The sequence below is a fragment of the Paraburkholderia sp. GV068 genome (genome assembly GCF_003058125.1).
GTDB lineage: Bacteria > Pseudomonadota > Gammaproteobacteria > Burkholderiales > Burkholderiaceae > Paraburkholderia > Paraburkholderia graminis.
Map to the genome: position 1 here is coordinate 431,828 of NZ_QBUB01000004.1, position 21,994 is coordinate 453,821.

Below are 21,994 nucleotides of genomic sequence, written 5' to 3' on the forward strand. Positions count from 1 at the left end.
ACGTAAGCGACATCCGCTGCTAGCCGCGGCGTTGCTGCTGCGGCACCTGCCGGCCCGCCCGCAGATTCATCCGTCGATCGCGAACTAACTGCCACGGCCGCAACGCATACGCGAGCGAAGCAAAGCCGCTCCATACATGCACCAGCCGCGTGAACGGGAAGATCAGAAACACCGTCATGCCGAGCACCATATGCGCCTTGAAAACCCAGCTCACGCCGTCGAGCAGTTGCACCGCGCCTGACCTGAACGTCACGATGTGCTGCGCCCAGCCGGCGAGCCTGAGCATCGTACTGCCATCAAGATGTTGCGCGGACAACGGAATCGTGCCGAGCCCCAAAATCAGTTGCACCCACAACAACACAAGCAGAACAATGTCGCTGGTCTTCGACGTCGCGCGAATACGCGGATCGCCGAGACGCCGGCGCAACAACAGCGTCACGCCGATCAGCGCGAGCAGGCCGGCAATTCCGCCGGAGACCATCGCGACGATCTGCTTCGTGCCCGCGCTGATGAACGGCTCGTACACGAAGTGCGGCGTCAACATGCCGAAGAAGTGCCCGAATAGCAGGAACAGCACGCCGATATGAAACAGATTACTGCCGCAACGCAGCGTGCCGGAGCGCAGTAGCTGCGACGAATCGCTTTTCCACGTGTACTGGTCGCGGTCGTACCGCAGCAGGCTGCCGACAAGAAACACCGTAAGGCAGACATAGGGATAGATGCCGAAGAGAAGCGTGTCGATAGCAGTCATAGCAAGCCTTCCTTGCGCACAGCGAAAGAAGTGGCGTCGCGCCGAACGAACTGAATGATCCGAACATCGGGCGCGTAATGCGAACCGCTTGGCGAGCATCCGCCAAATGCGTCGGGCTCGCGCCATTCGTCATCGATCGCAGGTTCGGCAGGCGCTCGCGCAACGGCATCGGGCGGCTGCACCGGCTCGCCCGCGAGATCCAGCGTCGCCGCCACCGCTGCGGCATAGGGACTGTGCTGACACACGAGCGCCGCATGAATCGATTGCAACAGATGCGCCATCTCGGCCAGGAACTCGCGCGCCGTATGCTGCGCCTGCATCGCGGCGAATTCGAGAACGACCGGCAGGTAATCCGGCAATTCATCGGCGGTGAGAAACATGCCTTGTTGTGTGTACGTTTGTTGCAGATCGATCAGCGCGGGACCGCGCTCGCGCGAATCTCCGTGCACATGTTCGAATAGATGAAGCGACGTTCGGCGTCCGCGATCGAATGTGTCGACATATAGCGCTTCGGCGTCCAGCGCGTCGGCGTCTTGCAGAGTGTCGATCAGCGCGACGACGGCTTCACGGCACTCGTCGGAAAGCGCCCGCTCTGATGACTGCAGCGCAACGCGCAGATCCGGCAAAGCCGCGCGCAGCTCGGCGTCGGGATAGTTCAGTAACGCCGCCAGCACGCGAGCGGCCACATGATGAGCGTCACTATTCATGTCGGCCTGTTTCATACCTGCTCCCTGATCGGAATGGTGCGTCTCTTCTTGCCGCCGAACAGGCTTGTCTCGCCCACGTCATCCGAACATCCGCTGCCGAATGAGAAGCCGCAACTACCCTTCAGGTCATAAAGGTTCTCCGCGTATTCACGATGCGTGCCCGGCACCATAAAGCGGTCCTCATAACTTGCGAGCGCCATGACGCGGTACATGTCTTCCACTTCGTCGCGGGTCAAGCCGACCTGCTCGAGCACGGCCGGATTCTCGCAGCCGTCGACATGCTTGCCGCGCTGATACGTGCGCATTGCCAGCATTCGTTCGAGTGCGCGGATAACCGGCGCTTCGTCTCCAGCAGTCAGCAGATTGGCAAGGTATTTGACCGGAATACGCAGCTGCGTGACGTCGGGTATTTCGCCGTTCGCGCTTATATGTCCTTCGCTTGCCGCGGTGGTGATCGGCGACAGTGGCGGCACGTACCAGACCATCGGCAGCGTGCGGTACTCCGGGTGCAAGGGCAACGCGACTTTCCACTCCATCGCCATCTTGTAGACGGGGCTCTTCTTCGCCGCTTCGAGCCATGCGTCGGGAATGCCGTCGGCGCGCGCCTGAGCAATTACGCGCGGATCGTGTGGATCGAGAAACACGTCGAGTTGCGCCTGATACAGGTCAGTCTCATGTTCTACCGACGCCGCCTTTTCAATTTCGTCCGCGTCGTATAACAGCACGCCGAGATAACGAATGCGCCCGACGCAGGTTTCCGAACACACCGTTGGCTGACCGCTTTCAATTCGCGGATAGCAGAAGATGCACTTCTCCGCCTTGCCGGACTTCCAGTTGTAATAGATCTTCTTATACGGACATCCCGACACGCACATGCGCCATCCGCGGCATTTGTCCTGGTCGATCAATACAATGCCGTCTTCTTCGCGCTTATAAATTGATCCCGAAGGACAACTCGCGACGCACGCCGGATTCAGGCAATGCTCGCACAAGCGCGGCAAGTACATCATGAAGGTGTTCTCGAACTGACCGTAGATGTCCTTCTGCACGTCGTCAAAGTTCTTGTCCTTACTGCGCTTCTCGAACTCGCCGCCGAGAATCTCCTCCCAGTTCGGCCCCCACTCGATCTTTTGCATCCGCTTGCCTGTCAGCAGGCTGCGCGGTCGCGCGACAGGCGGCGCCTTGCTTTCCGGCGCGGACTGCAAGTGCTCGTAGTCGAACGTGAACGGCTCGTAATAGTCGTCGATTTGCGGCAGATTCGGATTCGCAAAGAGCCGCGACAGCACCTTGAGCCGGCTGCCCTGGCGCGGTTCGATCGAGCCGTCCGCATTGCGTTTCCAGCCGCCGTTCCATTTATCCTGGTTCTCCCACTGCTTCGGGTAGCCAATGCCCGGCTTCGTTTCCACGTTATTGAACCACGCGTATTCGACGCCCTCGCGGCTCGTCCAGACGTTCTTGCACGTCACCGAACACGTATGGCAGCCGATGCACTTGTCGAGGTTGAGCACCATGCCGATCTGTGCGCGAATTTTCATGTGCGATCTCCGTGTGTCGCGATAACCGGTTCGTCGTCGAGCCAGTCGACTTTTGCCATCTTGCGCACGACAGCGAATTCGTCGCGATTCGTGCCGATGGTCCCGTAGTAGTTAAAGCCGTAGCTGAGCTGCGCATAGCCGCCGATCATATGCGTGGGCTTGAGTACAATGCGCGTGACCGAGTTGTGAATGCCGCCGCGTGTTCCGGTTATTTCAGAACCGGGTACATTCACGATCTTCTCCTGCGCGTGATACATCATCACCATGCCGGGATTCACGCGTTGACTCACTACCGCACGCGCGGCAATCGCGCCATTGATGTTGAACAGTTCAACCCAGTCGTTATCTTCGATGCCGGCCCTTTTCGCGTCGTCTTCGCTGAGCCAGATCACCGGGCCGCCGCGATTGAGCGTGAGCATGAGAAGGTTGTCGGCATACGTGCTGTGAATGCCCCATTTCTGATGCGGTGTAATGAAATTGAGCGCGATCTCCGTGTGCCCGTTCGGCTTGTGGCCATGCATCGGCGACGCGGCTTTCAGGTCGACCGGCGGACGATAACTCACGAAGCTCTCGCCGAATTCGCGCATCCACGGATGATCCTGATAGAACTGCTGGCGGCCCGTCAGCGTGCGCCACGGAATCAGTTCATGCACGTTGGTATAGCCGGCCGTGTACGACACTTTCTCGCTTTCCACACCGCTCCACGTTGGCGAAGAAATGATCTTGCGCGGCTGCGCCTGAACATCGCGATAACGAATCTTCTCGTCCTCGCGATGCAGCGCGAGATGCGCATGATGGCGGCCCGTGATTTTCGAAAGCGCGTCCCACGCTTTTACCGCGACGTGGCCGTTCGTTTCGGGCGCAAGCATCAGCACGACTTCGCATGCGTCAATATCGCTGTCGATCTTCACGAGTCCGCGCGTCGCGCCTTCTTCATTGACGGTGCCGTTCAGTCCGGCGAGTTGCGCGGTCTCCGTGCCGGTCTGCCACGCAATGCCCTTGCCGCCGTTGCCGAGCTTGTCCATCAGCGGGCCAAGAGCCGTGAAGCGGCGGTATACGTTCGGATAATCGCGTTCGACCACGCTCACCTGCGGCGCGGTCTTGCCGGGTACGAGTTCACACTCGCCGCGTTTCCAGTCGCGCACATCGTACGGTTGCGCGAGTTCGGCGGGCGTGTCGTGCATTAGCGGCGTGAGCACGACTTCTTTCTCGACGCCGAGATGACCGATGCAGACTTCGCTAAAAGCCTTTGCAAAGCCTTTATAGATCTCCCAGTCGCTGCGCGCCTGCCATGCCGGATCGACTGCGCTCGACAGCGGATGAATGAACGGATGCATGTCGCTCGTATTCAGATCGTTCTTTTCGTACCACGTCGCGGTCGGCAGCACGATGTCCGAATAGAGACACGTCGTGCTCATCCGGAAGTCGAGGGTGACGAGCAGATCGAGTTTGCCTTCCGGCGCCGTGTCGTGCCATGTGACTTCGCGCGGCTTTGCATCGTCGTCGCCGAGATCGCGGCCTTGCACGCCGTGAGTCGTGCCGAGCAGATGCTTGAGGAAGTACTCGTGCCCCTTGCCCGACGAGCCAAGCAAATTGGAACGCCACACGAACATGTTGCGCGGCCAGTTGTCCGGATGATCCGGGTCCTCGCAACTCATCTTCAGCGTGCCGTCTTTCAGCCTTCGCGCGACATAGGCTTTTGCATCGATGCCTGCTGCCTGTGCGTCGCGCGCCACCTGCAATGGATTGGTCTGCAATTGCGGCGCCGACGGCAACCAGCCCATGCGTTCGGCGCGCACGTTATAGTCGATTAACGAGCCGCCGTCGTGCGCGCGATCCGCGAGGGGCGAACGAATTTCTTCGACGCCGAGTTTTTCATAGCGCCATTGATCCGTATGCGCGTAGAAGAAGCTGGTGGAATTCATCTGCCGCGGCGGCCGAATCCAGTCGAGTGCAAAAGCGAGCGGCGTCCAGCCCGTTTGCGGACGCAGCTTCTCTTGACCTACGTAGTGCGCCCAGCCGCCGCCGCTTTGACCGATGCAGCCGCACAGCATCAGCATGTTGATCACGCCGCGATAATTCATGTCGCTGTGATACCAGTGATTCATTGCGGCGCCGATAATCACCATCGACTTGCCCCGCGTCCGGTCCGCATTGTCCGCAAATTCGCGCGCCACTAAAATGGCCTGCTCGCGCGGCACGCCGGTTATGCGCTCCTGCCACGCAGGCGTATACGGCACGTCGTCGTTGTAATCGCGCGCGCCGCCGAAGCCGCGATCCACGCCGTAGTTAGCGGCCAACAGATCGAACACGGTGGCGACGAGTACTTCGCGGCGCTCGCCGTTCTTGCCGAGTGCAATGCGCGCGACCGGCACCTCGCGCGCGAGTACATCGGCCTGTTTGCTTGCGGTGAAATGCGGCGTGTCGATGCCGCCGAAGTACGGAAAGCCGACCGTGACGATCTCATTCGCTTGCGCGCCGTCTTCCGCGACGGAGAGCTTCAGCTTCACTTCTGCGCCATGCCGCGCTTCTTTTGCTTCGAGATTCCAGCGCCCTGCGTCGCCGCGGCCTTCCGCGCCCCAGCGAAAGCCAATCGAACCATTCGGCAACACGAGCTTGCCGTCGACGTTGAACGCGACCGTCTTCCACTCCGGGTTATTGTCCTGGCCGAGCATGCCGTTGAAATCGTCGGCGCGGAGATAGCGGTCCGGCACCATGATGCGGCGGCCATCGGCCAGCGTCTTCTCTTTTAGTTGCACGAGCAACGGTAGGTCGGTATAGCGGCGCGCATAGTCGTCGAAGTACGCGCTGCGCCGCTCGAAATAGAACTCGCGCAGAATTACGTGGCCCATCGCCATCGCGAGCGCGGCGTCGGTGCCCTGGCGCGGGTGCATCCACAGGTCCGCCAGTTTGCTGACTTCCGCATAGTCGGGCGTGACCGCGACGGTCTTCGTGCCGCGATAACGAACCTCGGTGAAGAAATGCGCGTCGGGCGTGCGCGTCTGCGGCACGTTCGAGCCCCACGCAATGATGTAACTCGAGTTGTACCAGTCAGCCGATTCCGGCACGTCGGTCTGCTCGCCCCACGTTTGCGGACTCGAGGGCGGCAGATCGCAATACCAGTCGTAGAAACTCATGCAGACGCCGCCGATCAGACTCAGATAGCGGCTGCCCGCTGCATAGCTGACCATCGACATCGCCGGAATGGGCGAGAAGCCAATGATGCGATCCGGCCCATGCTTTTTGATCGTGTAGACGTTGGCCGCGGCGACGATCTCATTCACTTCGTCCCAGCTAGCACGCACAAACCCACCGAGGCCGCGTTGACGCTGATAGTCGCGACGTTGCGCGTCGTTCTCCACCACCGCCGCCCATGCATCGACGGCACTCATCGCCACCGCACGCGCGGCGCGCCAATGCTTGAGCAGCCGCGCTCGCACGAGCGGATACTTGACGCGGTTCGCGCTATACAGATACCAGCTATAGCTCGCACCGCGCGCGCAGCCGCGCGGCTCGTGATTCGGCAGCTCGGCGCGCGTACGCGGATAATCGGTCTGCTGCGTTTCCCACGCGACGATGCCGCCTTTCACGTGAATCTTCCACGAGCATGAGCCTGTGCAATTTACGCCATGTGTCGAGCGCACCACCTTATCGTGCTGCCAGCGTGCGCGGTACGCGTCTTCCCACGTGCGGTCCTCTCCGGTCGTCACGCCGTGGCCTTGCGCGAAGCGTTGCTTGCGCTGCGAGAAGTATTTAAGTCTGTCGAGAAAGTGGCTCATTGTGTAGGTCCGTTTTCGATTAACACGGCATGCCCGCATTGCGCCGCGCGTAGAACCACCACGTAAGCCCAATACACAGCAAATAGAAAACAACGAAGCAGTACAACGCGAGTTCCGGGCCGCCGGTCATCAGAATGGAACTTCCATAACTCTTCGGAATAAAGAACCCGCCGTACGCGCCGATTGCGCCTGCAAAACCAATTGCGGCCGCGCCTTCGGTACTGCCTTCACGTGTCGCATCGGCGAGCGCATTTGCATCGCCCGCGGGCACGCCACACAGGCGCAGATTCGAAAAGATCACCGGAATCATGCGGAACGTCGAACCGTTTCCGATGCCGGTCGTGAGAAAGAGCAGCAGGAACATCGCAAAGAAGCCTGTGAAGCTGCCATCGCGCGGACCCCAGGCGAGCGAGAACGACGAGCCGCCCGTCTTTGGCAGAAAGTACAGAACGCCGACGACCGCGAGCGCCATCACGACGAAATTCCACAGCGTCACGCGCGCGCCGCCGAGCCGGTCCGCGAGCCATCCGCCGAACGGCCTGATGAGTGCACCGACGAACGGCCCAAGCCATGCATACGTCAGCGGATTCACGCCGGGAAACTGGCTCTTGATAAGCAATGGAAAGCCGGCTGCATAGCCGATAAACGAGCCGAAGGTGCCGAGATACAGCGTGCACATCAGCCAGTTATGACGGCTCCTAAAGATAGTTGCCTGCGCAGCGAACGACGCCTTCACATCGGCGAGATCGTTCATTCCGAACCATGCTGCGAGCGTTGAAATGACGATACACGGCACCCAGATGAAAGCCGCGTTCTGCATCCACACTTGCGACGTGTGCCCGGCCTTGACGAGCGTCTGCGGCTCGCCGCCGAAGATGCCGAGCATGCCCGCAGTGACGACGAGCGGCGACAGAAACTGCACCGCCGACACGCCGAGATTGCCAAGCCCGCCATTCACGCCGAGCGCAGAACCTTTGCGTTCCTTCGGGAAAAAGAAACTGATGTTGGCCATGCTCGAACTGAAGTTGGCGCCGCCGAGGCCGCATAACAGCGCGAGGAGCAGCATCGTCGGATAGCTTGTCGTGTTGTCCTGCACGGCGAAGCCGATACCGATTGCGGGAATCAACAGCGACGCGGTGGAGATCGTGGTCCAGCGCCGCCCGCCGAATATCGGCACCATGAACGAATAGAAGATGCGCAACGTCGCGCCGGACAATGCGGGCGCGGCCGCGAGCCAGAACAGTTGATTGGTCGAATAATTAAATCCAAGCGACGGCAAGCTCACCGCCACCACGCTCCACATTTGCCAGATGACGAAGGCGAAAAAGAGCGCCGGCACCGAGATCCATAGATTGAGCTTCGCGACGGCCTCGCCTTCGCGCCGCCAGAATGCTTTATCTTCGGGTGTCCAGATCTTCAGCGTGCGGCCGGCCCGCGCGCGTGCTGTCGAGATATTCATGATTCCGTTTCCGCAGGTTGAGAGCCGACAGTTCGCACCGGCTGTTCCGACGAGGCGCGCGGCGTTGCCGCGAGTACGTCTTTCGTGCGAACTTCGGTGAAGTACATCCAGATGAGCGAGACCCACACCACGCCGTAAAGCAGCATGAAGGCACTCGAACGAATGCCGGTGAAGTCGACCAGCAGGCCGAAGAGAATCGGTAGCAGAAAGCCGCCCAGGCCGCCCGCGAGCCCGACGATGCCGGAAATCGTGCCGATGTTGTCCGGGTACTCGTCGCCGATGTACTTGAAGACGCTGGCCTTGCCGAACGCGAATGCGATGCCGAGTACGAACATCAGCACCGTGAAGCCGATCACGTTGAGGCCGATGTCGAAGCCTTTAGCGCCGTTCACCGTGGTAATGATCAAATGCGTGCGCGGATAGCTGAGCAGGAACAGGCACACCCAGCTCACCCACATCACCCACCACGTCACGCGGTGCGCGCCATAACGGTCGGAGAGCCAGCCGCCCACCGCGCGCAGCACGCCGCCCGGCAGCGAGAAGCACGCGGCGAGCAGCGCCGCTACGCGAAGGTCGAGACCATATTCGCCGACGTAGTACTGCACCATCCACAGAGACAGCGCGACGTAACCGCCGAATACGATGCTGTAGTACTGGCAGTACTTGAGCACCGTCGGGTCTTTCAACGCGCGCAACTGGTCGACGAAACGCACCTTCTCCGAGACGAGATGCGACGGGTCGCTGCTGCTGAGAATCCAGAACACCACAGCCGTAACCAGCATGATTACCGCGTAGACCTGAGGGACCATCGCCCAGCCGAATGCGACGACGATTGCGGGCGCAACGAACTTGTTCACCGCCGCGCCGGAATTGCCCGCGCCGAAAACACCCATCGCGAGGCCGCGCTTTTCTGGCGGAAACCAGCGCGCCACGTAGGGCGTGCCGACCGAAAACGAGCCGCCCGCAAGGCCGACGAAGAGACCGATCACGAGTAGCTGCCAATAGGCGGTGACATAGCTCATCAACCAGATCGCGGGCGCCGTGGCGAGCATCAACGCGGTCATGACAATGCGACCGCCATAACGGTCGGTCCAGATGCCGAGCGGCACGCGCACCAGCGAACCTGTGAGCACCGGCAATGCGGCGAGCACGCCGAACTCGGTCTCGTTCAGATGCAGCGAACGGCGCAGCGGAATGCCCACGACGGCGAACATCATCCACACCATGAAGCACACCGTGAATGCGAGCGTGCTGGCGATCAGCACGGACAAGGCGCGCCGGCGAGATGGGCCGCCGGTTGCTGTCGATGTCTGTGTCATGAAACGAACTCCGCTTTTCATGACATCGACTTTGGACTTTCACCGCATTCGCGAACATCCTTCGAATGGCGGGTCTCAGCGCGGCAAAAGAACTACTGCGGACTGACTACTATCAGGCAAGACGTAGTTCTTTCGAACTATGGGTGGAAGTTGATAGCGTTGAGTTGATGCTATGCAGTCGTAGGCCGACCGATTGCATTGACCGTTGCATACACCGCGGCCTGCACTCGCGAAGTCAGCTTCAGTTTGCGCAGAATATGCTGGACGTGGATCTTGACCGTCGTTTCGGAAATGGCAAGCGCGCGAGCAATTTCCTTATTGCTCGCGCCGCGCGCGATGTAGGTGAGGATTTCCCGCTCGCGTATCGACAGCGCGGGCTCAGGCTCGGAGCCATGTTGCGCTTCGGGCTTGAGCGTTGCAGGATCATCATCGGTGATTGAACTGGCGTCGCCCTCGCCTGCGTTCGCCATCGCGCGATAGGCTTGCACCAGCTTGCCCGTCATCTCCGGGCTCACGACGGACTCGTCGCGCATGGTACGCACGATCGAATCCGCGAGCGCCTCTGCATCCACTGTTTTCAGCAGGTAGCCGCGCGCGCCCGAGCGCAACGCGGCGCCGAGGTCGCGCTCGTCCTCGCTAACAGTGAGCATCAGAATGCGCGCGTGAGGCGCTGCTTCGCGCAGATCGTTCAGTGCGTCCACGCCGTTCACGCCCGGCAGATGATTGTCGAGCAGGATCACGTCGGGTTGCAATTCGCTCGTGCGGCGTTGCGCTTCGCCTGCGTCGGCAGCTTCGCCGGCCACGCTAAAACGCGCGTCCTGGCCGAGCAGCGCGATCAGGCCACGCCGGAACAACGTGTGATCGTCGACGACGAGCAAGCGGATTGCAGTCATATCGTTCTGCCTTTGGAAACCGGTTGGTTCGTCCGCATACACGTGTCTCCGCGATGCTGCGGCAACGTCAACGTCACACAAGTGCCCTCGCCCGGCACCGATTCGACCACCACCCGCGCGCCGATGCGCGCGGCCCGCTCGCGCATGATGCGCATGCCGACATGCGTCTCGCCGAGCGTATCGCGTGCGGCATCGAAGCCCTGACCGTCGTCGCGTACCTCGAAGCTCCACGCCGGAGTCTGCTGCACCTCAAGCCACACTTCACGCGCGCGGGCATGTTTGCGCACGTTCGACAGCGCCTCCTGCAACACATGCAGCACTTGCACCTTGACATCGGCGTCGAGCGGCAAGCCATGACCTTGCATCGACAAATGCGTGGTCAGCCCCGTTTGATGCTCGAACTTGCGCAACGTCGTTCGTAATGCGGGCTCCATGTCCTCTGCATTTCCGCGAGTGCGAAAGTGAACCAGCAGTTCGCGCACGTCGCCGGTACTTTCGCGCACGCCTGCATCGAGTTCTTCGACGATTCGTGCAACCGACGCATCCGTATGCGCGGGCAACGCATCGCGCAGCAATTGCACCTGGATTTTGAGGAAGGCGAGCGACTGCGCGATCGAGTCGTGCAGTTCGCTCGCGAGCAACGCGCGCTCGCCGGAGACCGCCGCTTCGCGCTCGAGCGCCGTGACGCGCAGGTTTTCCATTGCGGTTGCAAGGTGACTCGAGAGCGCGTCGAACAGATCGCGGTCTTGCGCGGACAACGCTATTTCGTCGCTGAAGAAGAGATCGATTTCGCCGAGCGGACGCTGATGCAAAATCACCGGCACGGACACGAGCGTCGCGTAACCGGCGCGCGCGCAGTGGCCGAGAATCGCCGCACCTTCGGCGAGCACCGGAATCACGCGCGCGCCCGGTTCGGTGCGCGGCTCGCCGCATAGACAGCTACGCGAGGTCAGGCACTGCTCGTCTTCGATCATGAAGCGCGGCAGGCCATCGCTTCCCAATAGCAGATACCGTTCGTTGCCCTCGTCGGACCAGCGGATCGCGACCGAATCGGCTCCGGCAATGCCCCGCATGCGTCGCGCGAAACCGTGCGCCAATACGTCGAGCGTGCTGGCCTCAGCGGCGAACGCGCTGATCTCGTAGAGCGCCGCAAGCCGCGCGCGCTCGGTTTCGAGGCTTGCAGTCTTCTCGCTGACTTTTTGTTCAAGCTCGGCATAAAACTGCTGAAGATTGCGGGCCATGCGGTTAAAGCCGGCCGACAACTGACCGAACTCGTCGTGCGACGCGACTTGCACGCGCATCGAGAAATCGCCCTCCTCGATGCGAGCGAGGCCGCCGGTCAAACGCGACACGGGTTCGAGTACAAGCAGATGGCCGATGTACAGCAGCGCCCATGCACTGCCGATAGCCAGCACGAGCAGCGCAATCTGCACAACGTTGAGAATCGACGTCCAGCGCGCGAGTTGCGCTTCTATCGACGTGTCGAACGCGTCGATCATCTCGACGAAGGTGTTCGCTTCGCGCAGTATGTCGGTGGATGCGGACGATGGCGCGTCGCGCGCCTTCGCCGCATCGATCCAGATGGGCCGCAATGCCTGCCACTGCCGTTGCACGTTAGCAAAATGCGCGCGAGCTTCGTCGTTCCAAGGCACCGACAGCGGACGCGCCGGATCGCCGACGCGCAATAGTTCGAGACTCCTATCGAATTGCGTAGCCAATGCGTCGATGCGCTCGGGCGCTTCGCGCAACATCAGCGCCGCGCGATAAGTCTGCATGCGCATGCGGCCCGCTTCGTTGATGGCGGCCGCGCCGCCGTCCAGTTGCAACGTGATCCACAACGTCACGCCGATGGATGCCAGCGCAAGCGCAAGCAAGGTCGCGACGACGACCGCAAGCTTGGTGGTGAGCGGCCACGAAGAGACGGGGCGCACAAGGCTTCCGACGTCTACCCTATCGGGACATCATATTCATACTGACGTTATGCATGACCCACACCGTCCCGCCGATCAGGAACAGCGCAGCCAATGCCGTATAGGCCAATGCCATGACATTCCAGCGCTGCCCCGCCGACATGTCGATATGCAGAAAGAACACGAGATGCACGACAATCTGCACGAAGGCGAGAACGGAGAGCGCGATCATCGCGGTCTGCGCCGGGAAAGCGCCGTGCATGACAAGCCAGAAAGCAGCCGCGGTCAACACAACCGACAGTACGAAGCCGGCGAGATAACCGCGCAGACTGCCGTGACCTTGATCCGCTGAAAGTGATTGCATGTGAGCCATTTACAGCACGCTCCCCAGATAGACGAACGAAAAGACGCAGATCCACACAATGTCGAGGAAGTGCCAGAAGAGACTTAAACACGCGAGACGTGTGAGCTGGCGCTCCGACAACCCCGGGCCGCGTACGATCTGCACCGCGAGCACTGCCATCCATACGAGACCCACGGTGACGTGCAACCCGTGCGTGCCCACCAGTGTGAAGAACGCCGACAGGAACGCACTGCGGGCCGGTCCGGCGCCCTCGGCAATCAGATGCGAGAACTCGCGCATTTCCAGAGCGAGAAACGCGAGGCCGAGCACGAACGTCACCGCGAGCCAGGCGAGTACCGCAGTGGATTTGCCGCGACGCGCGGCAAGCATCGCGAAGCCGTATGTGATGCTGCTCAACAGCAGCGCGGCGGTCTCGACCGCGACGCCGCCGATGTCGAACAGATCCTTGCCCGATGGGCCGCCCGCGAACTGATTCGACATCACGGCGAATACCGCGAAGAGCGACGCGAACAGCACGCAATCGGTCATCAGATAAAGCCAGAAGCCGAACACCGTGTCCGATGAACCGTGATTGCCGTGTCCGCCATCGAGCGAAACGGAGAGTGTATTGTTCGACATGAATCAGGCCTCCACAGCTTCCAGTTCGCGGTTATTCACCGCTGCGGCCGCAGGGCCACGCTTGCTTTCTATTTCCCGCACCTTTGCCGCGGGAATGTAATAGCCGTCGTTATCGCCGAAGCTGCGCACGATCAGCGTCGCGACGATTGCCAACAGCGCGGCAGCAGCCAGCCACGTGATATGCCAGACGCCGGCAAATCCGAGCACGAGGCTGAACATACCGATCAACAAACCGGCACTCGTATTCGACGGCATATGGATGTCGCGATACACCGGCGCTTTCGCGTGGCCGCTCACGGTTTCCTTCATGTGTGTATAAGCGTCGAGCTCGTGCACCGTCGGAATGATCGCGAAGTTATAGACCGGCGGCGGCGATGATGTCGCCCATTCGAGCGTACGGCCGTCCCACGGATCGCCCGTCATGTCGCGATACTCGCGCTTGTTGCGGTTCGCGACACTGACCCACACTTGCGCCACCTGAAACACGACGCCGATAGCGATCAACACGACGCCGCATGCGGCGGCAATCAGCCACGGATGCCACGCCGGATTGTCATAGTGATTCAGGCGCCGCGTCATGCCCATGAAACCGAGTACATAGAGCGGCATGAACGAAGCGTAGAACCCCACGAACCAGAACCAGAACGCGCACTTGCCGAGCTTCTCATTGAGCTTGAAACCGAACGCTTTCGGGAACCAGTAGTGGAAACCGGCCAGGTAACCGAACACCACGCCGCCGATGATCGCGTTATGAAAGTGGGCAATCAGAAAGAGGCTGTTATGCAATACGAAGTCCACGCCGGGAATCGCCATCATCACGCCGGTCATGCCGCCGATCGTGAATGTAATCATGAAGCCGATCGTCCACAGAACCGGCGCGGAGAACTCCAGCCGTCCGCGATAAATCGTGAACAGCCAGTTGAATATTTTCACGCCAGTTGGAATGGCAATCACCATTGTCATGATGCCGAAAAACGCATTGACGTCCGCGCCGGAACCCATCGTGAAGAAGTGATGCAGCCACACGAGGAATGCGAGCACCATGATCGCGCAGGTTGCATAGACCATCGTCCGGTAACCGAATAGCGGCTTCTTCGAGAACGTCGCAATCACTTCCGAATAGATGCCGAATGCCGGCAGCACGAGGATATAGACCTCGGGATGTCCCCATGCCCAGATCAGGTTCAGGTAGAGCATGGCGTTGCCGCCTGCTTCATTCGTGAAGAAGTGCATGCCCATGTAGCGATCGAGGCCGAGCAGCGCGAGCGCCACCGTCAGGATCGGGAACGTAGCCATGATCAGCACATTCGAGCACAGCGCGGTCCACGTGAATACGGGCATTTTCATCAGCGTCATGCCGGGCGCGCGCATCCGCACGATCGTCACGAAGAAATTGATTGCCGTAATCAACGTGCCGACGCCGGACAGTTGCAGACTCCATATGTAATAGTCGACGCCCACGCCCGGACTGAACTGCAACTCCGAGAGCGGCGGATACGCGAGCCAACCGACCTGCGCGAATTCGCCGACCACGAGCGACAGATTCATCAGAATCGCGCTGATCGCAGTCATCCAGAAACTGAGCGAATTGAGGAACGGGAACGCGACGTCGCGCGCGCCGATTTGCAACGGCACGACGAGATTGAACAGGCCGACCATTAACGCCATCGCCATGAAGAAGATCATGATGACGCCGTGCGCGGTGAAGATCTGATCGTAGTGATGCGGCGGCAGGTAGCCTGGCGAATGATAGGCGAGTGCAAGCTGCAGGCGCATCATGACTGCATCGACGAAACCGCGCACGAGCATCAGCACGGCAACGACGATGTACATCACGCCGATCTTCTTATGGTCGACGCTGGTCAGCCACTCGTGCCAGAGCCATTTCCATTTGTGAAAGCGGGTCAGTGCCGCGACTACCGCAAGCACCATGACGAGCATCAGTGCGCCCGCCCCCATGATGATGGGCTGATCGAACGGGATCGCGGAGAGTGTCAGATTTCCGAGCATGTGCTAACCCTTTGTGCGGCAATTGCTGTTTTGCGGATCAAGAACATTGCCGTTGTTGTACTTCGCAATAATGTTGTTGAAGAGCCTCGAATCGACCGACGAGAAATAGCCTACCGGTTCCTTCTCGCTGGGTTTCGACACCGAGTTGTACTCGTTCATATCGAGCCGGCGCGGCGACGCTTTCACTTTGTCGACCCATGCGTCGAACTGCGCGGGCGTGACAGCAAGCGTGCGGAACTTCATGTCCGAAAAGCCCTTGCCGCTGAAATTCGCGGAAATGCCGGCGTAATCGCCCGCGTGGTCGGCGATCAGGTGCAGTCGCGTTTGCATGCCCGCCATTGCGTAAATCTGGCTTCCGAGTTGCGGAATGAAGAATGAATTCATCACCGAATCGGACGTGATTCTAAAATCGATCGGCGTACCCACGGGTACTGCAAGCTGATTGACCGACGCAACGCCGAGTTCGGGATAGATGAAGAGCCACTTCCAGTCGAGCGCGACGACTTCGACTTTGATCGGCTTGACCGCCGATTCGATCGGCCGGTAAGGGTCCAGTTCGTGCGTCGTGTTCCAGGTCAGAATGCCGAGGAACAGAATGATGAGCGTGGGTACGGTCCACACCACTGTTTCGATCGCGGTGGAGTGCGCCCACTTCGGTGCGTACGTCGCGTTGTGATTGCTCGCGCGATAACGCCAGGCAAACACGATGATCATGACGATCACCGGCACGACGACTAGCAGCATGGCCATTGTCGCCGTACTGATCAGCGACTTCTCCGCCATGCCGATACTGCCTTTCGGATCGAGCAGCTCGAGATTGCTGCACCCCGAAAGGCACGCGGAGAGCCCAGCCCCCAAGGGTATCAATACCCGTTCAAAGGTCTTTTTATTCACCATATCTGCTGATTTCCGTGGACCGATCTGAAACGCTACACAATGTTCTCGCCATGAAGACCAGACCACTACTTCATGCGCTGTGGAATTCTAAGAGTGCGGCGGGATCGGGAACATGATCCTGGACAAGCTACGTGCAGAGGTGGGGTGGGCGGGCGAGTTGGGCGGTGCTGGGGAGGGGGAAAGGGAGAGGCCGAGGAACGCGATTGCGAGCAGAAAGCTCGCCGGGATCGCGACGGCGGCACTGACCTTCAAAGAGGTCACGCGCCAGGTTCATGAAGAAGCTCGACGCCGTGGCGCCTGCCTATCAGGCGGACGTGTTGCGCCTGATTTGGCTGCAGCAGGCGGAGACCGCGAAGCGGCGCGGCGCGTCACAAGAAACGTCCGCGAATCGCTGCACAGTCAACAGCCCGTCTTGCGGACATACCTGCCCCGTGCGGGCAACCGCCCCCAACGGCACACGCTCATCCTTTGCGCTTTTGGCGGGTGCAACGGGTAGTCCCGTTGCCGGATCGAGGTTCTTCTCACGGGCCAGTTTTGTGACCAGTTTTTCCGCGGGCTTCTGTGGTGGCTGAGCCGCGTCCTGCTCCTTCTGCCACTGGAACGTGCCGTCCCAAGGAGGCAGCTTCGCTGGCGGCAGCGGGACGATCTGGTCGATGTCTGGCACCTTTGGATTGCGGCCGTCGTTGTTGTTGAGGAATTCCCAGATCAATTCGTAGCGGCTTGACCGCTCGGAGTCCTTCTGCAATCCCACGTAATAAAGCGCGTCAGATGGCTCGGTATCGAATGCATTCTTTAAAAAGGATGCCGATTGAGTGTTTCCAGCCGCCACCCCTATCTGGAATGCCTCGATGGCATCTGGATATAGCTTGTTGGTTGATAAATCTATGCCAAGATAGTTCGCCGCTTTCCCATATTCCTGACCGGATGCACACTCCATCATCTGTCGCGAAATTTCCGGAGCCTTGTCCCGCGGTGAAAGCAGGTCTGCGACGTAATACTGTGCTTCAGGACTGCCAAGGTCAGCCGCCTTGCGGAAATACCGCAACGCCATTTCACTGTCCTGTTTCAACCCGTAGCCGATCTCCAGGTAATGCCCGATGTCGAAGTAGCCACCCGGTACGCCCTTCTGGACCAGCCGCGCGGCAAGGTCAACCGTTTCCTTCGGTGCATCGGGCGAATCGGCCAGCCCCTGTGAAACCAGCAGTTGCAGGTTGTGATTCGCCTTGTAGTGGCCCCAGGCCACTGCGATACGGTAATAACGCGCAACCGCGTTGAAATCCTTTGGTCCATCCTGCTTTTGCAGATAGCGACCGTAACTGAACAGTGCATCGGCTTGCTGATCGAGTGGCGGCAGATGGTCCACTTCGTGAACACAGGTGAATGCAAGGTTGGCGCGCACGGCGCTCATGTCGGGAAGCGAAGCTAACGTGTTCTCCTTATGGGTGCACGCACAGAGCACGGTTAACAGCAGAACAAGCAGGCGTCTCCGGGTCATGGCTCGGTCCGCATAGCTAGATGCAGTCCCATTTGCCCGGGGGCGAGTCTGGGGCAATGGATGAATAAACGGAGCGCACCAGTTACTCCGAGTAAAGCTCGAGCGAAATTTTCCATCTCACTACGCCTGGTCGATGTAAGCCTTGAGAGTCCATTCCCTGTCGCTCCGATACTTGCGCATGCCGAGCAGCCAGTCGAGACCAGGAATGGGACGGGGATCGTTCAGCGCGAGTTGTGGCATCGTCTCGCCTTTCCTGAAGCGGCGCGTCGCATCACAGGAAACGTCCGCGAATCGCTGCACAGTCCACAGCCCGTCTTGCGGACATACCTGCCCCGTGCGGGCAACCGTCCCCAACGGCACACGCTCATCCTTTGCGCTTTTGGCGGGTGCAACGGGTAGTCCCGTTGCCGGATCGAGGTTCTTCTCACGGGCCAGTTTTGTGACCAGTGTTTCCGCGGGCTTCTGTGGTGGCTGAGCCGCGTCCTGCTCCTTCTGCCACTGGAACGTGCCGTCCCAAGGAGGCAGCTTCGCTGGCGGCAGCGGTACGATCTGGTCGATGTCGGGCACCTTTGGATTCAGGCCGTCGTTGTTGTCGATAAAGTCCCCGATGACTTTGTAGCGGCGAGAGCGCTCGGGGTCAACTGGTAGCGCCATGTAGTTGAGCAAATCGGATGGCTGCGTATTGAACCCGTCCTCCAAAAAGGAATTCGATTCCGAGTCACCCGCTTTCGCGCCCTTCTGAAAAGCCTGGACGGCTTCGGCGTACAGCTTGTTGGTCGATAAATCTATGCCGAGATAGCGCGCCGCCTTGCCGTATCCCTGACCGGTTGCACACTCCATCATCTGCCGCGAAATTTCCGGAGCCTTGTCCCGTGGTGAAAGCAGGTCTGCGACGTAATACTGTGCTTCAGGACTTCCCAGATCAGCCGCCTTGCGGAAATACCGCAACGCCATCTCACTGTCCTGTTTCAACCCGTAGCCAATCTCCAGGTAATGCCCGATGTCGAAGTAGCCGCCCGGCACGCCCTGCTGGACCAGCTGCGCGGCTAGGTCAACCGTTTCCTTCGGTGCATCGGCCGAATCGGCCAGCCCCTGCGAAACCAGCAGTTGCAGGTTGTGATTGGCTTTGTAATGACCCCAGGCAGCTGCGATACGGTAATAGCGCGCAACCGCATTGAAATCCTTTGGTCCATCCTGCTTTTGCAGATAGCGGCCGTAGCTGAACAGCGCATCGGCCTGCTGATCGAGTGGCGGCAGATGGTCCGCTTCGTGAACACAGATGAATGCGAGATTGGCGCGTACGGCGCTCATGTCGGGAAGCGAAGCCATCGGGTTCTCCTTATGGGTGCAGGAACAGAGCAGAACGAATAGTGGAACAAACAGGCGTCGCCGGATCATGGCTCAGTCCGCGTAGCTACGGTCGCTCGATGTGCGCATGAAGCCGACCAAGGAGGCAATGGGTGCCAGTCCGTTTTTCTGGTAACTAGCATTCCGTTCGATAATTTTTGACCAGGCGATAAACGCTTCCTTTGGCGAATCCGATGCACCATCCTTGAAGCCCTTGGTATGCAGATTCCACAGCCGCCTACGCAGTGGCTGCGTCACGGCCATGTTCTCGTGGCAGATGTTTAGTTCGCTGTCGGCTTCCATGCTGCGTATGTTGACGTTCGCCGAACCCAGTGTCATGAACACATCGTCCACCACCATCAGCTTCGCATGCACATACACATAGTCCCATTTCCCCGGGGGCGAGTCGGGGGCAACCAGCGTGCACACATGCACCTTCAGGCCGGGTATGTTGCCGGGCACCACCACCTGCGGTGGCGCTTTCATCTGCTTTTCCAGATCAGCCCGCTTTGCTTTTGCCTGCGTCAGCTTCTGTTGCGATTGCGCAAGGCTTTTCTCGCCCGCCGACGAATCGGCATAACCCGGAATCTGGTATGCGCCACTGATCTCCCGGCTCGCCTGGTTTTGCTGCTCTATCGCCGCCGCGTAATCCTGCTTCAATGCGGCTTGCCGTGCATCTTCGCGTTCGAGTGTCGCCACCCCCGGAAGCTGGTGTGCGCAGCCAAGCGAATCCAGCATCCGGTATGTATTGACTGTCCCAACGCCGATACCTTCGTCGTTGGAATTCGTTACTACGAACAGGTAGATCGACCCGTGTTTGCCCGCGTCCCGTCCGCCACACGTCTGAGCGGAAACAGCCTGCTTGATCTTCTCCGCCAGCGGCACATACCGGAAATACTGATTCTCGATGTAGATGAACTTTGTGGCGTTATTCGCCGCCTGAAGGTACAGCGCCTCAATGTCCTTCTTCCCCTTCTGCGACTGCGTGCGTACGATCTGCGCCATCACCGGGGTGTCGAAGTCGCGGCGCAACTTCAACTGCTTCGCCAGGGGCGCCCGCGTCTGGGTGAGTGTCTGGCCAGTGGCATCGTCCCACGCCTGGCAGAAGTTGAGGTTCAGGTATTCAAGGATGGGACCGCTTACGCGGCTCGACATGTCTTCCCGGGGGTGCTCGCCGTTACGCCCCATTCTCGGATGCATGCGTATATAGCTGTGATCGTCGCGATCCCAGTACGTGTCGAGCATGTTGTGTCCCATGACGAAGCCGACTGCCTGATCGGGCATTTCGTAGTCGACTAGCACCATCTTCTGGTGATGCGTCGGCTCTGTAGCGCCCATGGAGACGCTGTTCTGTGTCGTCGTGTATGCGCTTCGCCGAGAATCCTTGCCATGAAACGCCGTGCGGTATGCGATTTCGGCGCGATTAGTGAAACTGAAATCGCGCGTGGCGAATTCGATGCCTTCAAACGCTTCCTGCGTGGCCGCGAATGGCAACCGACGCATCAGACGCCCCTTTGTGACGTTGCTCAGGTTGGCCCGCCGATACCATTCCAGATCAAATTCGCGCTCAAAGTTCTTCTGGTAGTCCCGAGAAACCATCGACATGCCAGGCATCGACAGGAGCCAGTCCGGCATATATGGCTTGAGCATCGTCGCGACATTGTTCCCCGGCATGTTGTTCTCGCTCCACTCTGCAACGTGCAAGTCGTCCATCCAGCAGAGCAATCGCACGCGAACACCATCTGCGCCTTTTCGCGCGAGTAGCTGCCCGATTGGCACCGTGTCGTTGCTGCCACGCCTGAAATACATCGATGGCTGGAAGCCCCAGCAGATGATATCGACACAGCGCTTCGCATTCAGGATCGCGTCGTATATCGTTCCAAAGGCTTCTTCACCGTTCACCAACGGTCTGAATGTCGCCGTCGCCGGGTTGTATTCCGTCTTCTGCACAAACCACGGCAGCGTGATAGTCGCGCCTGCGGTGCAGGACAGCGCAATCGGTACGGTAATGGATGGTTGTTGTGTCACGATCAGAAGTCCGTATCAGGATTGAGCAGCTTGTTGTAACCGGTGCGGTGTTCCGCACGATCAACTGCCCCAGGCTGGCCTTCATGAAACGGAATGCCCCGATTGGCGAGCGCTCCGTTATCAGCGTTGCCCCGGTATTGCTCGGCCACGGCAATCGTGTAGCTCACGCCGTTTGCGAGCTTCAGCGTATATTGCCGAGTCGTGGGATGGTGATCGATTTGAAGCAGTCCGGTCTCATCGAATACACCGTGCTTCACCAGCGCGCCGCCAGCGAAAAGCTCGTAGGGCATGCCGGCCGGGATGGCCGCTCTCGTCGCCGGAGATGCCGCTGTATTTACCGTCAGCGGCACGGTTGGCATACCGGCCAGCGACGGATGGTTGAGGTCCAGCGGCATGTTCAGCGACGCTTTCCCCTGCTTCTGGACCGTAATGGTCTTGATGAACAGATCGAGCGGGCCGCCCAGCGTGATGCTGCCGTCCTTCAACTGGATGAACGCGCCGCCTGACTCGAGCGTGAGTTCCTTCTTCGCACTGATGCGCACGGTGCCGTTGACGCTTGCCATCGTCAGGTCTTGTGCGGCCAGCAACGACATGGCATCGCTCTGCGCCTGAATTTCGACAGGGCCTTTGGCCGCAAAAATCTTCACACCAAGTTTCTGTGCGAACAGCGAAAGCTTCTCGCCCGCTGCAACAGTGAAGCGTTTCGCCACACTCCAGTCGGCGCTCTTGCCGGCAACGGTTGCGATACTGTCCTGCGCCGCGAACTGCACGCCACCACCCGCGACGATACCCGCCGACGCGGGCGTGCTCATCAGCAGTCCCGGCTGCTTCAGGCCGTCGAAATCCGCCTTCATCTGCCGCTGCGCATCGGTGTCGGCCGGC

16 protein-coding genes are annotated in these 21,994 nt (G+C 59.9%); all 16 read right to left on the bottom strand.

Features of this window, described 5'->3' with window-relative positions; genetic code table 11:
- Positions 1-19: 19 nt before the first annotated feature.
- Positions 20-751: a respiratory nitrate reductase subunit gamma gene (gene narI, locus C8K18_RS12025; RefSeq protein ID WP_107707582.1), complete on the bottom strand. Its 732-nt coding sequence runs from the start codon at positions 749-751 to the stop codon at positions 20-22.
- Positions 748-1,473 carry a nitrate reductase molybdenum cofactor assembly chaperone gene (gene narJ, locus C8K18_RS12030; RefSeq protein WP_107707583.1) on the bottom strand — a complete coding sequence of 242 codons (726 nt, stop codon included), beginning with the start codon at positions 1,471-1,473 and terminating at the stop codon, positions 748-750. Before narJ ends, narI begins: the two co-directional genes overlap by 4 nt.
- A complete protein-coding gene (gene narH, locus C8K18_RS12035; protein WP_107707584.1) occupies positions 1,470-2,993 on the bottom strand; it encodes a nitrate reductase subunit beta in 1,524 nt (507 codons plus the stop codon). The genes narJ and narH overlap by 4 nt, the downstream gene beginning before the upstream one ends.
- Positions 2,990-6,772, bottom strand: a complete 3,783-nt coding sequence (locus tag C8K18_RS12040) for a nitrate reductase subunit alpha (RefSeq protein WP_107707585.1) — start codon at positions 6,770-6,772, stop codon at positions 2,990-2,992. The genes narH and C8K18_RS12040 overlap by 4 nt, the downstream gene beginning before the upstream one ends.
- A gap of 19 nt (positions 6,773-6,791) precedes the next feature.
- Positions 6,792-8,231 (bottom strand): NarK family nitrate/nitrite MFS transporter, encoded by a 1,440-nt coding sequence (locus C8K18_RS12045; protein ID WP_006049434.1) that lies wholly within the window; start codon positions 8,229-8,231, stop codon positions 6,792-6,794.
- Positions 8,228-9,550: a nitrate/nitrite transporter gene (locus tag C8K18_RS12050; protein WP_107707586.1), complete on the bottom strand. Its 1,323-nt coding sequence runs from the start codon at positions 9,548-9,550 to the stop codon at positions 8,228-8,230. The genes C8K18_RS12045 and C8K18_RS12050 overlap by 4 nt, the downstream gene beginning before the upstream one ends.
- 170 nt (positions 9,551-9,720) lie before the next feature.
- Positions 9,721-10,443: a response regulator gene (locus C8K18_RS12055; protein ID WP_107707587.1), complete on the bottom strand. Its 723-nt coding sequence runs from the start codon at positions 10,441-10,443 to the stop codon at positions 9,721-9,723.
- The gene (locus C8K18_RS12060; RefSeq protein ID WP_107707588.1) at positions 10,440-12,374 is read right to left on the bottom strand and encodes a type IV pili methyl-accepting chemotaxis transducer N-terminal domain-containing protein; all 1,935 of its coding nucleotides are present in this window, start codon (positions 12,372-12,374) and stop codon (positions 10,440-10,442) included. The genes C8K18_RS12055 and C8K18_RS12060 overlap by 4 nt, the downstream gene beginning before the upstream one ends.
- Positions 12,375-12,393: 19 nt before the next feature.
- Positions 12,394-12,726 (bottom strand): cytochrome o ubiquinol oxidase subunit IV, encoded by a 333-nt coding sequence (gene cyoD / locus C8K18_RS12065; protein ID WP_006049430.1) that lies wholly within the window; start codon positions 12,724-12,726, stop codon positions 12,394-12,396.
- A complete protein-coding gene (gene cyoC, locus C8K18_RS12070) occupies positions 12,727-13,335 on the bottom strand; it encodes a cytochrome o ubiquinol oxidase subunit III (protein WP_006049429.1) in 609 nt (202 codons plus the stop codon).
- 3 nt (positions 13,336-13,338) lie between these two features.
- On the bottom strand, positions 13,339-15,345 hold the full coding sequence (gene cyoB, locus C8K18_RS12075; RefSeq protein WP_107707589.1) for a cytochrome o ubiquinol oxidase subunit I: 2,007 nt from the start codon (positions 15,343-15,345) through the stop codon (positions 13,339-13,341).
- A gap of 3 nt (positions 15,346-15,348) precedes the next feature.
- Complete coding sequence (gene cyoA / locus C8K18_RS12080; protein WP_053859432.1) at positions 15,349-16,242, bottom strand: ubiquinol oxidase subunit II; 894 nt, start codon at positions 16,240-16,242, stop codon at positions 15,349-15,351.
- 304 nt (positions 16,243-16,546) lie between these two features.
- The gene (locus C8K18_RS12085; RefSeq protein ID WP_181324864.1) at positions 16,547-17,737 is read right to left on the bottom strand and encodes a sel1 repeat family protein; all 1,191 of its coding nucleotides are present in this window, start codon (positions 17,735-17,737) and stop codon (positions 16,547-16,549) included.
- Between the two features lie 120 nt (positions 17,738-17,857).
- Positions 17,858-19,066: a sel1 repeat family protein gene (locus tag C8K18_RS12090; protein WP_107707590.1), complete on the bottom strand. Its 1,209-nt coding sequence runs from the start codon at positions 19,064-19,066 to the stop codon at positions 17,858-17,860.
- 72 nt (positions 19,067-19,138) lie between these two features.
- On the bottom strand, positions 19,139-21,112 hold the full coding sequence (locus C8K18_RS12095; RefSeq protein ID WP_107707591.1) for a phosphatidylserine/phosphatidylglycerophosphate/cardiolipin synthase family protein: 1,974 nt from the start codon (positions 21,110-21,112) through the stop codon (positions 19,139-19,141).
- A gap of 2 nt (positions 21,113-21,114) precedes the next feature.
- Positions 21,115-21,994 (bottom strand): DUF2345 domain-containing protein (locus C8K18_RS12100; RefSeq protein WP_132384557.1); only part of this gene is annotated, 880 nt, incomplete at its 5' end.

Coding starts and splice junctions, on each gene's coding strand:
- narJ (WP_107707583.1), bottom strand. CDS start 1,473: ATGAAACAGGCCGACATGAATAGTGACGCTCATCATGTGGCCGCTCGC.
- C8K18_RS12050 (WP_107707586.1), bottom strand. CDS start 9,550: ATGACACAGACATCGACAGCAACCGGCGGCCCATCTCGCCGGCGCGCC.
- C8K18_RS12055 (WP_107707587.1), bottom strand. CDS start 10,443: ATGACTGCAATCCGCTTGCTCGTCGTCGACGATCACACGTTGTTCCGG.
- cyoC (WP_006049429.1), bottom strand. CDS start 13,335: ATGTCGAACAATACACTCTCCGTTTCGCTCGATGGCGGACACGGCAAT.
- C8K18_RS12090 (WP_107707590.1), bottom strand. CDS start 19,066: ATGGCTTCGCTTCCCGACATGAGCGCCGTACGCGCCAATCTCGCATTC.
- cyoA (WP_053859432.1), bottom strand. CDS start 16,242: ATGGTGAATAAAAAGACCTTTGAACGGGTATTGATACCCTTGGGGGCT.
- narI (WP_107707582.1), bottom strand. CDS start 751: ATGACTGCTATCGACACGCTTCTCTTCGGCATCTATCCCTATGTCTGC.
- C8K18_RS12085 (WP_181324864.1), bottom strand. CDS start 17,737: ATGACCCGGAGACGCCTGCTTGTTCTGCTGTTAACCGTGCTCTGTGCG.
- C8K18_RS12040 (WP_107707585.1), bottom strand. CDS start 6,772: ATGAGCCACTTTCTCGACAGACTTAAATACTTCTCGCAGCGCAAGCAA.
- narH (WP_107707584.1), bottom strand. CDS start 2,993: ATGAAAATTCGCGCACAGATCGGCATGGTGCTCAACCTCGACAAGTGC.
- cyoD (WP_006049430.1), bottom strand. CDS start 12,726: ATGGCTCACATGCAATCACTTTCAGCGGATCAAGGTCACGGCAGTCTG.
- cyoB (WP_107707589.1), bottom strand. CDS start 15,345: ATGCTCGGAAATCTGACACTCTCCGCGATCCCGTTCGATCAGCCCATC.
- C8K18_RS12045 (WP_006049434.1), bottom strand. CDS start 8,231: ATGAATATCTCGACAGCACGCGCGCGGGCCGGCCGCACGCTGAAGATC.